This window comes from Nocardioides sp. T5 (assembly GCF_048161455.1).
Classification (GTDB): Bacteria; Actinomycetota; Actinomycetes; order Propionibacteriales; family Nocardioidaceae; genus Nocardioides.
The window spans coordinates 3319066-3333905 of the sequence record NZ_CP182415.1 but is presented as its reverse complement, the minus strand read 5'-3'; the positions used below and the strand labels follow the sequence as shown (position 1 = coordinate 3333905).

The following is a 14840-nucleotide window of genomic DNA, read 5'->3' as shown; positions in this document are numbered from 1 at the left end:
GCTTCGGCCCATGGCCTACCTCGTCAAGCAGTCCCACCGCGCTCCGGCGGTGACCTCCCCGGTGCCCGTCGACGAGTCGCTGCCGCGTGCCTGCGTGATCGGCGCCGGCTCCTCGGGCATCGCGGCGGCCAAGCAGCTCCACGTGTCCGGCATCGGGTTCGACTGCTTCGAGAAGGGCAGCGACATCGGCGGGACGTGGGTGCTCGACAACTCCAACGGCCAGTCGGCCTGCTACGACACGCTCGAGATCAACACCTCGTGCCCCCGCATGGCGTTCTCCGACTTCCCGATGCCCGCGGACTACCCGCCCTACGCACGCCACGACCAGGTCCACGCCTACTTCGAGCAGTACGTCGACCACTTCGGCTTCCGCGACAAGATCACCTTCGACACCACGGTGGAGCAGGTCACCCGGTCCGCCGACGGCCGCTGGGACGTGCGGTTCACCGGACCGGACGGCACCGAGACCCGCACCTACGATGCCGTCCTCGTCGCCAACGGCCACCACTGGGACCCGCGCTGGCCCGAGCCGGCCTACCCCGGCACCTTCGCCGGTGAGCAGATCCACTCCCACGACTACCGCTCCGCCGACCAGCTCGCCGGGCGCGACGTGGTCGTGGTCGGCGCGGGCAACTCGGCGATGGACATCGCGGTGGAGTCCTCCCGCGTGGCGCGTACGACGACGTGGTCCGTGCGCCGCACCGAGTGGGTGCTGCGCAAGTTCCTCCTCGGCAAGCCGAGCGACCAGGTCGCCCTGCCGGGCTGGTTGCCGTGGTGGGTGACCGCCGCGCGGCTGCGGATCGGGGCGACGTACGCCGGCAACATGACGAAGTACGGACTGCCCGCACCGACCCACAAGCCCGGGCAGTCGCACCCCGTGCAGTCCGACCAGATCCGCGAGCGCCTCGACGCGGGTGCGATGGCGGCGCGGCCCGGCATCGAGCGCCTCGACGGCGACCGGGTGGTCTTCGTCGACGGCTCGACCGCGCCGGCCGACCTGATCGTGTGGGCGACCGGCTACAAGGTGACGTTCCCGTTCCTCGCCCCCGACCTGGTCTCGGCGCAGGGCAACGAGCTGCCCCTGTGGAAGCGCACCGTGCACCCTGACCTCCCCGGCCTCTACTTCATCGGCCTCGTGCAGGCGATCGGCGCGGTGATGCCGATCGCCGAGGCGCAGTCGGCGTGGGTGGCCGAGACGCTCGCCGGTCGCTACGTGCCACCGGCCGACGACGTCGTACGACGCCAGATGGCCGCGGAGCACCGCCGGGACAAGAAGCAGTTCTACGCCTCGCCGCGCCACACCATGGAGGTCGACTTCGACCACTACCTGTGGGACCTCGAGCGGGAGCGCAAGGCCGGACGTGCGCGGGCTGCGAGCCGTCCCGCGTCGACCACCGCCGGCCAGCCCGCTGCGCAGCCGGCGACCAGCAGGGGAGTACGACCCATGGTCGCCCGCGTCCTCCTCGGTGCGGCGCGGTGGCGGACCGTCGGCGAGGTGCCCCAGCGCGGCGTCCTGGTCGGTGCGCCGCACACCTCCAACTGGGACTGGGTCCTGACGATCCTGCTGGCCTGGAGGTACGGCATCACCATCCGGCTGCTGGTCAAGAAGGAGCTCTTCGTCGGCCCTCTGGGGTGGCTGCTGCGTCGCACGGGGGCGGTGGAGCTGGACCGCAAGAGCCCCGGCGGCACGATCAAGGACCTGCTGGCCGAGTCCGAGGGCGACGCCCCGTGGCTCATCGGCCTCGCCGCCGAGGGGACCCGCTCGCGGGGGACGCACTGGAAGTCGGGCTTCTACCGCATCGCCCAGCAGACCGGCCTGCCGATCACCCTCGCCTTCATCGACGCCCCGTCGCGCACGGTCGGCTGGGGACCCACGTTCCGACCCACCGGTGACGTGCGCGCCGACATGGACCTCGTACGGGGGTTCTACGCGGACAAGACCGGCATCAAGCCGGAGAACTTCACGCCTCCGCGGCTGCGCGAGGAGGGCACCGCCTGAGCCGACGACACGCCCATCGGGGTGTGGCTCGGTGTCGCTCGGCAACCGTGAAGGCTAGGTTGAGGGTTCAACCGAAGGGAGCATGCAATGGCATTTCTGCTGTGGATCCTCGCCGTCATCCTCGTGGTGTCCGGCATCGTCTCGTTGATCAGGGGTCAGATGCTCTGGGGCATCGTGCTCATCATCGTCGGGCTGCTCGTCGGCCCCGGTGGAGTCAGCCTGTTCACGTAGCAGCACCCCTGCGGGAGAACGACGAAGGGCCGGTCCTGGTGGACCGGCCCTTCGCTTGTTGTACGCCATCAGGGACTCGAACCCCGAACCCTCCCATGTCGCGCGAGCCCGTTCCGCCGGACTGCTCGTCCTCGCCGAAGCGATCCCATCGTCGAGCGGACCCTCGACTGCACCGTCGAGCCGTGCTTTGATCGAAACGCCGCCTGTGCGCGGACGACCGAGGGGAGCCCCATAGTGCTGCAGTTCTTCTTCGCTGTCGTAGCCGTGCTGTTCATGGTTGCCGTCATCGTCGCCTATCTCGTCCTGGTCGTCAGTGACGTGCGCAGCAGGAACGGTGAACCTCTGGACCCCGACGGGCAGCGCCGCTTGGACGCACATGAACAGCGTGAGGCTCAGCGACGGGTCAACAAGGGCGCTCGCAGCGCCGGCTGGTAGCGAAGGAGCGGACCACCTGCGCCGCTCCAGGAAGACCTCTGCATCAGCACGGGCGATTGAGTTCGCCCTCCAAGTGTGGCCTTGCAGGACGTCATGAGTTCTCGCGGTGCGAACCGGCATTGTTCATGACGTCAGGGGGAGCGAGCGACCGCTGGCACAACTACTGGCCATGACGTCGCAACGTTCGCTACATCCGGATCTGCCCGCGATGAGTGCAAGGCTCTTGAAGGAGAGTCGCACTAGCCTGAGTAGGTGTCCGAGAAGGCAGCGCGTCAACTAGCACGCCAGCAAGTGGCCACCTACCACGAGGCAGAGCTCGCCGAACTCGTCTCACACGTCGCCGGCGCGATCGATCAATTCCGGGACGGTGATCTCGACGCATTCGATATGGATTGCGTGCTGTTCCAGTACTCCCGAGCGGCGAAGGAGCTCTGGAAGTACTGCAACCTAGGCAACGTCGAGGTGGCCGCACGGTACATACGGGAGGACCCGGCGATCGACTGGTGGGAGCGCGGAGCCTTGAGGGAGCGGTGACGCGGATGCGTCAGTCCGCCGCCTGAGAGCGTCGAGTCAGCCGTACCGGCATCTGCTTCGTTCGCGTGCGAGGCGAACCTCTCCAGATTCGAGAGCTGGCGCGGCGCTACGACCGGCACGGATTCGTCGTACGGGGGCGTCGGGTCGGCGCCCCCGCACGAGGTGGTGCCTGCTCAAGGCAAGCGGGTGATCCGGTTCTGCGGGCCGGGAGCCACGGTGCCCTGTGCGACGAAGTACTTCTCGAGCGCGTCGAGGTCGACGTCGCCGCCGAGCCGGTCGGTGCCCTCGCGCAGGATGGTGTAGCCGTCACCACCGTCAGCCATGAAGTTGTTGACCGTGATCCGATAGCTCGCCGCCGGGTCGATCGCGACGCCGTTCAGCATGATGGACGCCTGGTCCACCTTGCTGCCCGTCGGGGCCGAAGCGCTCCAGCTGTACTGGAAGCCCGCCGAGACCTGCAGGATGCGGTTCTGGCCGGCGCTCGGGTTGTCGAACTGCTGCTCGAGCAGTGTGTCGATCTGTGCGCCGGTCACCGTCATGGTGACCAGGCTGTTGCCGAACGGCTGCACCGTGAAGGCTTCGCCGTACGTCACGTTTCCGTCGCCCTCGCCGGCGGGGCTGCTGGGGAACGTCAGGTCGGCGCGGATGCCGCCCGAGTTCATGAAGCCGATCACGGCTCCCCCGAGCTCCGGCGCCGTCGTCGCGTGCAGCTGCGCGTCGGCGATGACGTCGCCCAGGGACGACTCACCCGCGGAGTTGGCCCCCCGGGTGATCGGCGCGGTGATCGAGCCGATGACGCGGTTGGCCAGCGGTGCGGAGAGTCCGACGTACTTGTTGACCAGCTCGGACAGCGCCGGGGCCTTGGGGACAGTGCGCGTGACGATCGTGTTGTTGACGGAGTGCGCGACGACGTCCTTGGTCGCCCGGCTCAGCGTCAGGTCGATGTCCGTGACGAGGCGGCCGGCGGACGCTGCACCCGTGACGATCTTGCCGTCGATGAGGCAGTTGACCGCCCAGTTGGTGTGACCGGTGACGACCACGTCGATGTCGTCGTGCATCCGGTCGACGATCGGCGGCAGCGCCCCCGACGGGTTGTTGCAGCTGTTGATCGTCGTCTCGTTGAGTCCGCCGGAGACCGAGCCGCCCTCGTGCAGCAAGACGACGAACGTCTCGACGCCCTGCCTCTTGAGGACGGGGACCAACGCGTTGACCGAGTCGGCCTCGTCGAAGAAGTCGACGTGCGAGATGCCGGCCGGCGTCACGATGTCAGGTGTGCCCTCGAGGGTCATGCCGATGATGGCCACCTTGACGCCCTCGAACTTGTGGATCTTGTACGGCGGGAAGATGGTCTCGCCGCTGTCCTTGTACGCGACGTTGGCGGCGAGGAAGTCGAACTGTGCGCCGGCGAACCCGTCGCCGTCCTGGCAACCGTCGACGGGGTGGCAGCCGCCGTTCTGCATGCGCAGCAGCTCGTCGACGCCCTCGTCGAACTCGTGGTTGCCCACGCCGTTGTAGTCCAGGCCCATGAGGTTGAAGGCCTCGATGGTCGGCTCGTCGTGGAACAACGCGGAGGTGAGCGGCGTGGCGCCGATCAGGTCACCGGCGGACACGAAGATCGTGTTGGGGTTGGTCGCGCGCAGCTGGTCGACGTGGGTTGCGAGGTACTCGACGCCGCCCGCGTCCGTCCCGCCGATCCGGCCGCCGGAGCCGCTCGGCGGCTCGAGCGCGCCGTGGAAGTCGTTGAGGCCGAGGATCTGGATCTTCGTGGTCTGGGCCTTCTCGGCTCGGCCGGGCGCGGGATCACCCGCGGCAGGTCCTGTCGTTGCGGCCACCGTCAGTCCGAACGCGACCAACAGGGTGGCCGGCAGAGCGAGCTTGTTCCTCATCCGTGATGTCCTTTGCTACGCGCGCCAAGCAGCCAGCGTGGCGTCTGGTCGCACGCAGGGCGTGGCGGGAGGTGGGGGTGGTGTCGTCGCCGAAGGGGTCGATGCCGACCGGGCGACGGTAACCACCGATCGGCCCGGCCGGACAGAGGTCCGCGACCACACCCAAGATTGGGTAACGCTCTCCACCACGGACCGTCCGTCCGTAGCCAGCCTTCACAGGTGCGGCTTACCCTCGGAGCTCTCGCCCCTTACCTCGAGGACTACTCGTGACCCATATGCCTGGATCAAGACACTGTGCAGGTCGCGGAGCGGCGAGAGCGGTACGTGCGGCCGTGCCGCTGACCATGCTGGCCAGCCTGGTTGCAGTCGCGCCTGCGGCTGTGGCCGTTGCCCCGGACTCTGCGGTGTTCATCAACGAGCTGCACTACGACAACTCCGGCGCCGATGTCGGTGAGTTCATCGAGGTCGCCGGGCCGGCGGGCACGGACCTCACGGGGTGGAGCGTCGTTCCGTACAACGGGAGCACCGGATCGACGTACACCCCGCAGGGCGTCCTGACCGGCACCCTGAGCGATGACACAGGATCGGGCTTCGGCTTCCTGTCGGTGCCCCTGGTCCTGCAGAACGGCGCGCCTGACGGTGTCGCACTGGTGGACGCCGACGGCGGCCTCGTGCAGTTCCTCTCGTACGAGGGAACGATGACCGCTGTGGGAGGACCTGCCGATGGTCTGACGAGCACGGACATCGGGGTCGTCGAGAACGGCGCCGGCCCCGTCGGTGAATCGCTGCAGCTCACCGGCACCGGTGACACGTACGCCGACTTCACGTGGGCGCCGTCGGCCGCCGAGACGCCCGGTGACGCCAACCGCGACCAGGTGTTCGTCGCGTCCGGGGACCCGCAGCCGCCGACGATCAGCTGCGAGCCCAGCGTCGAGACGACCACCGGTGAGGCAGCCACGTCACCGGTGTCGGCCACCGACGCCGACAGCGGCATCGACAGTCTCGTCATCACCTCGGACGCGGTGCCCGGGATCACGCTCGAGGGATCGACCGCCCCCACCCAACAGGGAGAGGCCGCGACTGCGACCCTCACGGTCGCGCGTTCTACCGCGGTGGGCAGCTACCAGGTGCAGGTCACGGCGACGTCGGACGACGACGCTCAGGCCGTCTGCACCGTGACCGTGACCGTCACTGCGCCGCTGGAGACGATCCTCGTTTCAGCCGTCCAGGGCTCGGGAGCCGCCTCGCCGCTCGCCGGCCAGGAGGTCCAGGTCGAGGCGGTCGTCACCTCGCTCATCACCAGTGGCGACGTCCTCAACGGCTTCTACGTCCAGGAGGAGGACGCGGACGCGGACAACGACCCGGCGACGTCCGAGGGCATCTACGTGTTCTGCGGCTCGACCTGCCCGACGGGCCTCGCCGCCGGTGACCGGGTGGAGGTGGCCGGCACCGTCGCCGAGTTCTTCAACAACACCCAGATCAACGTCACCGGCGGGTCCGTCAGCGTGCTGGCCTCCGGGCTGCCGCTGCCTAGCGCCGCCGTCGTGACGATGCCGGCGAGCTCCTCCACAACGGCACCCGCCACCTTCGAGCCGGTCGAGGGCATGATCACGACCATCCCCACAACCCTCGCGGTGAGCGAGTACTTCGAGCTCGCGCGGTTCGGCGAGATCGTCCTCACGGCCGACGAGCGCGAGTTCCAGTACACCCAGACCAACACGCCCACTGTCGAGGGCTACCAGGCGTTCCTGGACGACCTGGCAACGCGCCGCATCATCCTGGACGACGACAGCAACGACGAGAACGACGCGACCAGTGGCCCGCTGAACAACGAGCCCTACTACTACCCGACGCCGGGACTCAGCACGGGCAGCTACTTCCGGGGCGGTGACACGATCACCGATCTCACCGGTGTCATGGAGTACTCCTTCGGAGCCTGGAAGCTGCGCCCCGTGCCCGGCGTGGACTACACGTTCGAGGCGGCCAACCCCCGCCCCGCTTCGCCCGACGACGTCGGCGGCCGGCTGCAGGTCGCGAGCTTCAACGTGCTGAACTACTTCGCGACGGTGGACACCACGTCGTCGAACAACAGCGGTCCGTGCGGGCCGAGCGGGACCGACGACTGCCGCGGTGCCGACTCCGAGGCGGAGCGGCAGCGCCAGCTCACCAAGATCGTGGCTGCGCTGGAGACGATCGACGCCGACGTCTTCGGGCTGATCGAGATCCAGAACGACGCGGGCCTCGCCACCCAGCAGATCGTCGAGGCGCTCAACGCCGCCACGTCGCCGGGCACGTACGCGTACATCGACACGGGCTTCATCGGCACCGACGCCATCAAGCAGGCCTTCCTGTACAAGACCGCGACCGTGGCGCCGGTCGGCGACCACGACCTGCTCACCGAGGAGGACGATGTCCGGTTCGACGACGACGCCAACCGTCCGGCCCTGATCCAGACGTTCGACGAGATCGCCACCGGCGAGCGGTTCACCGTCGCGGTAAACCACCTCAAGAGCAAGGGCTCCGGCTGTGGAGCCGGCGACGACTCGCCCGCTGACGGGTCCGGCAACTGTGACCTCACCCGCACCCGAGCGGCTGCGGCACTCGCGGACCACCTGGCGAGCGACCCGACCGGGAGCGGTGACCCCGACTTCCTGATCATCGGTGACCTCAACTCCTATTCGATGGAGCGGCCGATCACCACGCTCGAGACGGCCGGCTACGTCGACCTGCTCGAGCGCTTCGAGGGCCTGCAGTCCTACGGGTACGTCTTCGACGGTCTGCTCGGTCACCTCGACCACGCCTTGGCCACTGAGTCGCTCGCAGCCCAGGTGACGGGCGCCGGCGGCTGGAAGATCAACGCCGACGAGGTGCCGCTGTTCGACTACAACGACGAGGTTCGCGACGCGGGCGAGGCAGCCTTTGAGCGCGAGTCGTCGGCCCTGCCGCTCTACGAGCCCACGGCCTACCGATCGAGCGACCACGACCCGGTCATCGTCGGCCTGAGCCTCAACACCGCCCCGGTCGCCGACGCCGGGGGTCCGTACACGGTCAAGCCGGGTGCTCGCATCGAGCTCGATGCCTCGGGATCCTCCGACCTCGAGGGTGACGACCTCACGTACGCGTGGGACCTCGACGGTGACGGTGAGTTCGACGACGCCACGGGCCCGGTGGCGACCTTCCGGGCAAACCGGCCGCCGGGCAGCTACCCCGTCGCGGTACAGGTCAGCGACGGCACCGAGTCGTCGGTCGACGAGACCGTCGTCAACGTGGTGCCCCGCGGCCAGCAGCCCGACTAGGCGACCGGCGAAGATCGTTGGTAGTGGGTTCGGAGTCACCCGGTGACACCGAATCCACGCCAGCTTTCGGGCACGTGACGGGCACAGGACGGGCAACGAGAAAGCCCCTGACCAGCGTTGTCACTGGTCAGGGGCTTGATCTGTACGCCATCAGGGACTCGAACCCCGAACCCGCTGATTAAGAGTCAGCTGCTCTGCCAATTGAGCTAATGGCGCGTGCGGTGAAGCGAGTAGAACTCTACCGCGTGGTGATCGGCAGGCGAAATCGAGGTGGTCCTCAGAGCTCGGCGAGGACGGCCTGTGCCGCGTTGTGGCCGCCGAGCCCGGACACCGCCCCGCCGCGACGTGCGCCGGAGCCGCAGAGCAGCACCGCGTCGTGGCCGGTCTGGACGCCCCACTGCTGGGCCGGGGTGTCGAGACGCGAGCGGTTCGGCGCCCAGGGCCAGTCGAGGTCGCCGTGGAAGATGTGGCCGCCCGGCATGGCCAGGTCCTTCTCGACGTCCTGAGGGATCTTCGCCTCGATGCACGGCCGACCGTCGGCGTCCGTGGCCAGGCAGTCGGCGAGGGGCTCGGCCAGGACCGCGTCGATCGAGGCGAGGGCGCGCTGCACGGCGACGTCCTTGGCGCCGGGGTCGGCGTCGAAGAGCCCCACGGGCGTGTGCAGGCCGAAGTAGGTCAGCGTGTGCGCCGAGCCGGCGCGGTCGCCGAGGATCGAGGGGTCGGACAGGCTGTGGCAGTAGACCTCGCCCGGCATCGGGTCGGGCACCGCGCCGCCGGCCGCGGCGGCGTGGGCCTGCTCGATGGTCGAGTAGTCCTCGGCGAGGTGCAGGGTGCCGGCGAAGGCCACCGCGGGGTCGGCGCCCGAGCGCAGCGCCGGCAGCCGGTCGAGGAGGAAGTTGATCTTGAGCTGGGAGCCGGCGGGCTTGGTCTCGGCGTCCTCGCCCTCGCCGAGCAGGATGCGCAGCACCCAGGGGGCGACCCCGGACAGCACGCGCCGCCCGGTCACCGAGCGCTCCTGCTGACCGTCGTGCCAGACGACCTCGGCGCCGTCCGGGCCGGGTCTGATCGCGCTGACCCCCGCACCCGTCACGACCTCCGCGCCCGCGTCGACCGCGGCCCTGGCCAGCGCGTCGGTGACCGCTCCCATCCCACCGATCGGCACGCGCCACTCGCCCGTGCCGTTGCCGATCAGGTGGTAGAGGAAGCAGCGGTTCTGCGCGAGCGAGGGGTCGTCCATCGAGGCGAACGTGCCGATGAGCGCGTCGGTGGCGACGACCCCGCGCACGGTGTCGTCGGCGAAGCGCCGGGTGATCGCCCGGCCGAGGGGCTCCTCGACGACGTCGGCCCAGATGCGCTCGTCGACGAGGGCGCGCACGTCCCGCTCGAGCGGCAGCGGTCGCATCAGCGTCGGCGCCACGACCTCGGCGAGCCGGCCGACGTCGCCGTAGAACGCCTCCCACGCGGCGTACTCCTCGTCGCCCCCGGTGAGGTCGCGGAACGACGCCCGCGTCGCCTCGCCCTCGGGGCGCTCGACCAGCAGGCCGCCGCTTCGCTCGCCGCGCGTCCAGGGCGTGTACGACGCGGTGGTGCGCGAGGCGAGGCGGACATCGAGGTCGAGGTCGGCCATCAGCTGCTCGGGCATCAGGCTGACGAGGTAGGAGTAGCGCGAGAGCCGCGCCGCGTGCCCGGAGAAGGGCTCGACCGACACCGCCGCCCCGCCGGTGTGGCCCAGGCGCTCGAGCACGAGCACCGACAGCCCGGCGCGGGCGAGGTAGGCGGCGCTGACGAGGGCGTTGTGCCCGCCGCCGACCACCACGACGTCATAGCTGCTCTTGCCCGGGTTCACCGAGCCAACGTAGACCCTCGTGGCAGCGGGCTCCGGCGCGACACCGGCGTCATGGCGTGAACGTGTCGTTGGGCACCACGACCGCGCGGCCGACCACCCGGCCGTGGGTCAGGTCGTCGTACGCCGCGACCGCGTCCTCGAGCGGGTAGATCGTCGTGTCGGCATGGAGCAGGCCGCGGGCGGCCAGGTCCAGCACCTCCACCAGCTCGCGGCGGTTGCCCCAGTAGGTGGTCTGCACGCTCGTCTCGTAGGGGAGGCCGAAGAACGACACCGGCAGCGTCCCGCCGGCGATGCCGACGATCGTGAGGTCGCCCAGCTGGCGCATGCTGGCGGCCGCGGTGGCCAGGGTCTCGTCGGAGCCGACGAAGTCGAGCACCACGTCGGCGCCGCGGCCTCCGGTGGCCTCCCGGATGCGCTCGACGGTGTCGGGGCCCGGGTCGAGGACGAGGTCGGCGCCCAGCTCGGAGGCGTGCACCCGCGCGCTGTCGCGACCGTCGACGGCGACGACGCGGGCGGCGGTGATCGCCTTGAGCACCTGCACGCCGAGGTGGCCGAGTCCACCGACACCGATGACCACGGCCGTCGTGCCGGGGCCGAGCTTGCCGAGCGAGCGGCGGACGGCGTGGTACGGCGTCAGCGCGGCGTCGGTCAGCGGGGCCGCGTCGACCACCTCGAGGCCGTCGGGGAGGGGGACGAGGTGGCGCGCGGACGGCACCAGCATGAAGTCGGCCATGCCTCCGTCGAGGCCCAACCCGCCACCGCCGCCGGGAACGGGGGCGAGGTCGGGGCGCTCGCAGTAGGTCTCGAGGCCGTCGAGGCAGTGGTCACAGGTGCCGCAGCCCCAGGCGCCCACGACCGCCACGGCCTGGCCGACCTCGAGGCCGGTCACGCCCTCGCCGAGGGTGTGCACCCAGCCGGCGTTCTCGTGGCCGAGGGTGAAGGGCGGGTTCCACGGCACGGCGCCCGCCTCGAACTCGTGCATCAGGTGCAGGTCGGAGTGGCACGCGCCCGCGGCCCCCACCTGCACCAGCACCTCGCCCGGCCCGGGCTCGGGCACGGGGACCTCCTCGAGAACGGGCTCGCTCTTCCACTCCTTCAGGCGCAACGCACGCATGGCGACCTCCTCAGGTTCGCTCCCATCCTCGTGCCGGCGACGTTCGCGCGGGAGGGCCCTTTGCCGAGGGCCACCGGGACGAATGACCCTTCGTACGCCGCCGCGGCAGGCGAAGAGTGGAGTCGAGGAGACGGGTCGCAGGACCAGTCGAGGAGGACGTCATGACCGAGCAGCGCACCACCGCACGTGGGCCCCGCATCGTGGTCGGGGTCGGACCGGAGGAGTTCGGGTCCGCGCTCGCCTTCGCCGCGGACGAGGCGCAGCGGGCCGGGTGCGGCCTGCACCTGGTGCACTCGGTCGACCTGACCCCGATCCCCGCCGACCACGTCCTGATCCCCGCGGCCGACGTCGAGGCCTGGGGCGCGGAGCGGCTCGCCGAGGCGGTCAAGCTGGCCGACGACGTCGTCGGCGACACCGTCCCCGTCACCCACGAGCTCGTGCGGGGCACGCCGGTGGGCGCGCTCGTCGAGATCGGCCGTACCGCCCGGATGGTCGTGCTCGAGCACCGGCACCTGTCGCGGCTGTCCAGGATCGTGAACCGCACCGTCGCCGGCGGCGTCGCCGCCCACCTGCGGGTGCCGGTGGTGGCCGTGCCGAGCGGCTGGCGGCCCGACGGGAAGCAGCGGGTGGTCGTCGCCGGGGTCGACGTTGCCGACCGCTCGGACGAGGTGCTGCGTGCCGCGCTGGCAGAGGCCCACGCCCGGGACGCGCAGCTGCGGCTCGTCCACTCGTGGTCGCTGCCGCGGCCCTACGAGGGTTCGCTGTCGGCCGAGGACGTCCGCAGCTGGTCCGACAGCAGCCGTGCCGAGGTCAATGCCGCGCTCGACCGGCTCGGCGACCTCACCGCCGCGACGGACGCCGAGGTGCAGGTCGAGCAGGGGCGTGCCGCCGAGTCCCTCGTGGCGGCCTCCGCCGACGCCGAGCTGCTCGTGATCGGGCGCCACGACCCGCTCGTGCCGATCGGCTCGCACATCGGCCCGGTCGCCCGCGCCGTGCTCAGGGAGGCCACGTGCCCGGTGCTGCTCGCGAGCCCGCGACCGCACCGGGCGGCGTACCACCCGTGAGGGTCAGTCCCGGTTGAACAACCGGGACAGGAAGCCGCCGCCCGAGCCGCTGGCGGCCTTCTCGGCAGCGGAGTGCTGGCCGTTGCACCAGTCCTTCGCCGGGACGCCGGCCTTGACCTGCCCGACGTGCTGGCCGCAGCCGGCCCAGGTGGTCTTGCCGCAGGTCTTGCATCGCACTGCTCGGCACATGGTGGATCTCCTTCTGAGGGGTGTGTGGTGGGTTGCCGCGGCCGGGTCAGCCGTGGGAGAACGTGATCTTGGGGAGGACGCGGGTGAGCCAGCGCGGGGTCCACCATGCCGCCCGGCCGGTGAGGCGGAGCATCACGGGCAGCAGCACGAGGCGCACGAGGAACGCGTCGAGCAGCACGGCGACGCCGAGCACGATGCCCATCTCCTTCGGGGGCAGCGGGCCGGACAGCGCGAAGGTGAAGAACACCGCGACCATGACGGCACCGGCGGCGAAGATCACGCGTCCGGAGTGGGCCAGCGAGCCGACCATGGCCTCCTTGGGGTCGCCGGACTTCTCGTAGTGCTCCTTGGCGGAGGCGAGGAGGAACACGGTGTAGTCCATCGCGATCGCGAAGATCATCGCGAAGAAGAACACCGGCGCCCACGCGTCCAGGAAGCCCTGGGACTCGAACCCGAGCAGGTCCGCACCGATGCCGTCCTGGAAGACCAGGCGCGCGACACCGAACGCGGCGGCGGTCGACAGCAGGCTGGCCAGGGTGCCGAGGAGCGAGATGAGCGGCGCCTGCAACGCGATGAGGAGCAGCAGGAACCCGAGACCGAGCACGACGCCGATGACGAGCGGGGTGGAGTCGTCGAGCTGTGTCTTGAGGTCGAGGTTCTCCACGGCTGCTCCGCCGACGAGAGCAGTGTCGGGCAGGTCGGCGCGGAGCCGGTCGACGGTGTCGGCGAGCTCGGGGTCGGACGGGTCGACGGTCGGGACTGCCTGGATGAGCACCAGGTCCGCGTCCGCGCCGGCGTCGTCGGAGGCGGGCTGGGCGGGCATGGCGCCGGCGATGCCGGGGTCGGCCGCGAGGACCGTGGCGGTGGCCTTGGCGTCAGCGGCGTCGGTGATGACCTGGAGGGTGCCGGGGGCTCCGTCACCGAAGGCGTCCTTGACCTGGTTGTAGCCGACCCGGGCGCTGGCGTCGTCGGGGAGGACCTGGATGGACGGCATCGCGGTCTTGAGCCCCAGGACGGGCGCGGCGAGGGCGAGCAGGACGACGAGCGACGCGAGCCCGAACGCGATGGGCCGCTTCCACAGGCGCTCGCCCCAGGCGGCGAACTTCGCGGACCGGTGCTCACCGGTGTGGACCCACTTGAGCGCTCCCTTGTTGATCTTGTGGTCGAGCTTGAACAGCACGAGCGGCAGCAGGGTCAGCGTCGCCAGCAGGACGAAGGCGACGGCGAGCATGATGCCGCCGGCCATGGACCGGAACGCCGGCGAGGGCACGAGCATGACCGCGGACAGCGAGACGAGCACGGTGGCGCCGGACAGCAGGACGGCCTTGCCGGCGGTGTCCATCGTCTCGGCGATGGCCTGGCGTGGCGTCTCGTGGTGCCCCATCCGGGCGGCGCGGAACCGGACGACGAGGAAGAGCGCGTAGTCGATGCCGAGGGCGAGGGCGAACATCATGGCGAAGTTCATCGCCCAGATGGAGACGGGGATGAGCTCGTTGATGAGCACGAGTGAGCCCGCGGAGGCGACGAGGCCGGCGAGGGTGAGGATCAGCGGGAGCCCGGCGGCGACGAGGGCGCCGAAGGCGAGGACGAGGATGGCCAGGGTGACCGGCCACGACATCATCTCGGACTTGAGCATGGCGTCGAGGTTGGCCTCGTTGAAGTCCGACCAGAGCAGGGAGGCGCCGGTCGGGTTGACCTCGATGCCGACACCGGAGAGGGCCTCGAGCTCGGCCTTGAGGTCGTCGGCGACGCGGACCATCTCGTTGGGGTCGGCGCCGGCGCCGGCGAGCACGACGGCGGTCTCGCCGTCCTGGCTCAGGGTGGCGCCGGGCTGGGGTGCGATGACGTCGGCGATGCGGGGCTCGTCGTCGAGGATGGTGGTGACCTCGTCGATGACGCTCGCGCCGGTTCCCTCGGTGACGGGTCCGTCGGTGCTGTGCACGACGACCTGGATCGCGGAGCTGGCATTGCCGCCGAAGCTGTCGGTGGCGAGCTCGCGCACGGCGACGGACTCGGAGCCGTCGGCCTGCCAGCCGGCGCCGGACAGGTTGGCCTCGACCTTGGGTGCGAACGCGCCGAGGCCGATGACGAGGAGCAGCCAGACCAGGGCGGTCGCCTTGCGGTGGTGGGTGACCCACAGGCCGAGCCGACCGAGCGGGCCGGGGCGGTAGCCGATGCCGTCAGGGTCAGCGTCGTGGGACGGGGTGCGGGCGTGGCGGCGGGTGGCCGTCGACGTCATGAGCAGA

11 protein-coding genes and 1 tRNA gene are annotated in these 14840 nt (G+C 70.4%); 6 read left to right on the top strand and 6 right to left on the bottom strand.

Translation table 11 applies throughout. The features are described from left to right. The first annotated feature begins 10 nt into the window (after positions 1–10). From ACNKF0_RS16210 to ACNKF0_RS16195, 4 genes are all read left to right on the top strand, one after another. Positions 11–1999 carry an NAD(P)-binding domain-containing protein gene (locus ACNKF0_RS16210; RefSeq protein ID WP_416953758.1) on the top strand — a complete coding sequence of 663 codons (1989 nt, stop codon included), beginning with the start codon at positions 11–13 and terminating at the stop codon, positions 1997–1999. An 87-nt stretch (positions 2000–2086) separates the two neighbouring features. After that, on the top strand, positions 2087–2230 hold the full coding sequence (locus tag ACNKF0_RS16205; protein ID WP_186340748.1) for a GPGG-motif small membrane protein: 144 nt from the start codon (positions 2087–2089) through the stop codon (positions 2228–2230). Between the two features lie 234 nt (positions 2231–2464). Then, the gene (locus tag ACNKF0_RS16200; protein ID WP_416953756.1) at positions 2465–2665 is read left to right on the top strand and encodes a hypothetical protein; all 201 of its coding nucleotides are present in this window, start codon (positions 2465–2467) and stop codon (positions 2663–2665) included. Positions 2666–2917: 252 nt separating this feature from the next. Further along, the gene (locus ACNKF0_RS16195; protein ID WP_416953754.1) at positions 2918–3199 is read left to right on the top strand and encodes a hypothetical protein; all 282 of its coding nucleotides are present in this window, start codon (positions 2918–2920) and stop codon (positions 3197–3199) included. Between the two features lie 173 nt (positions 3200–3372). Here ACNKF0_RS16195 and ACNKF0_RS16190 read toward each other — a convergent pair whose 3' ends face one another. Next, positions 3373–5085, bottom strand: a complete 1713-nt coding sequence (locus ACNKF0_RS16190; RefSeq protein ID WP_416953752.1) for a bifunctional metallophosphatase/5'-nucleotidase — start codon at positions 5083–5085, stop codon at positions 3373–3375. Between the two features lie 275 nt (positions 5086–5360). Here ACNKF0_RS16190 and ACNKF0_RS16185 point away from each other — a divergent pair, with 275 nt between their 5' ends. Beyond that, positions 5361–8381 (top strand): ExeM/NucH family extracellular endonuclease, encoded by a 3021-nt coding sequence (locus ACNKF0_RS16185; protein WP_416958556.1) that lies wholly within the window; start codon positions 5361–5363, stop codon positions 8379–8381. Between the two features lie 143 nt (positions 8382–8524). On the opposite strand, the gene ACNKF0_RS16180 is transcribed toward ACNKF0_RS16185, so the two are convergent. The 3 genes from ACNKF0_RS16180 to ACNKF0_RS16170 all read right to left on the bottom strand — a co-directional run bounded on the left by ACNKF0_RS16180 (position 8525) and on the right by ACNKF0_RS16170 (position 11341). Further along, positions 8525–8597, bottom strand: a tRNA-Lys gene (locus tag ACNKF0_RS16180). 61 nt (positions 8598–8658) lie between these two features. After that, complete coding sequence (locus ACNKF0_RS16175; protein ID WP_416953750.1) at positions 8659–10227, bottom strand: phytoene desaturase family protein; 1569 nt, start codon at positions 10225–10227, stop codon at positions 8659–8661. 49 nt (positions 10228–10276) lie between these two features. After that, a complete protein-coding gene (locus ACNKF0_RS16170) occupies positions 10277–11341 on the bottom strand; it encodes an NAD(P)-dependent alcohol dehydrogenase (RefSeq protein WP_416953748.1) in 1065 nt (354 codons plus the stop codon). Positions 11342–11502: 161 nt separating this feature from the next. Between ACNKF0_RS16170 and ACNKF0_RS16165 the strand changes: the two genes are divergently transcribed. After that, positions 11503–12405, top strand: coding sequence for a universal stress protein (locus tag ACNKF0_RS16165; protein ID WP_416953746.1), 903 nt, complete (start codon positions 11503–11505; stop codon positions 12403–12405). A gap of 3 nt (positions 12406–12408) precedes the next feature. Here the strand turns inward: ACNKF0_RS16165 and ACNKF0_RS16160 are convergent, their stop codons facing one another. Together ACNKF0_RS16160 and ACNKF0_RS16155 are read right to left on the bottom strand one after the other, a co-directional pair. Beyond that, the gene (locus tag ACNKF0_RS16160; RefSeq protein WP_416953744.1) at positions 12409–12594 is read right to left on the bottom strand and encodes a hypothetical protein; all 186 of its coding nucleotides are present in this window, start codon (positions 12592–12594) and stop codon (positions 12409–12411) included. A 46-nt stretch (positions 12595–12640) separates the two neighbouring features. Continuing rightward, positions 12641–14833, bottom strand: a complete 2193-nt coding sequence (locus ACNKF0_RS16155; protein WP_416953742.1) for an MMPL family transporter — start codon at positions 14831–14833, stop codon at positions 12641–12643. Positions 14834–14840 lie beyond the last annotated feature (7 nt).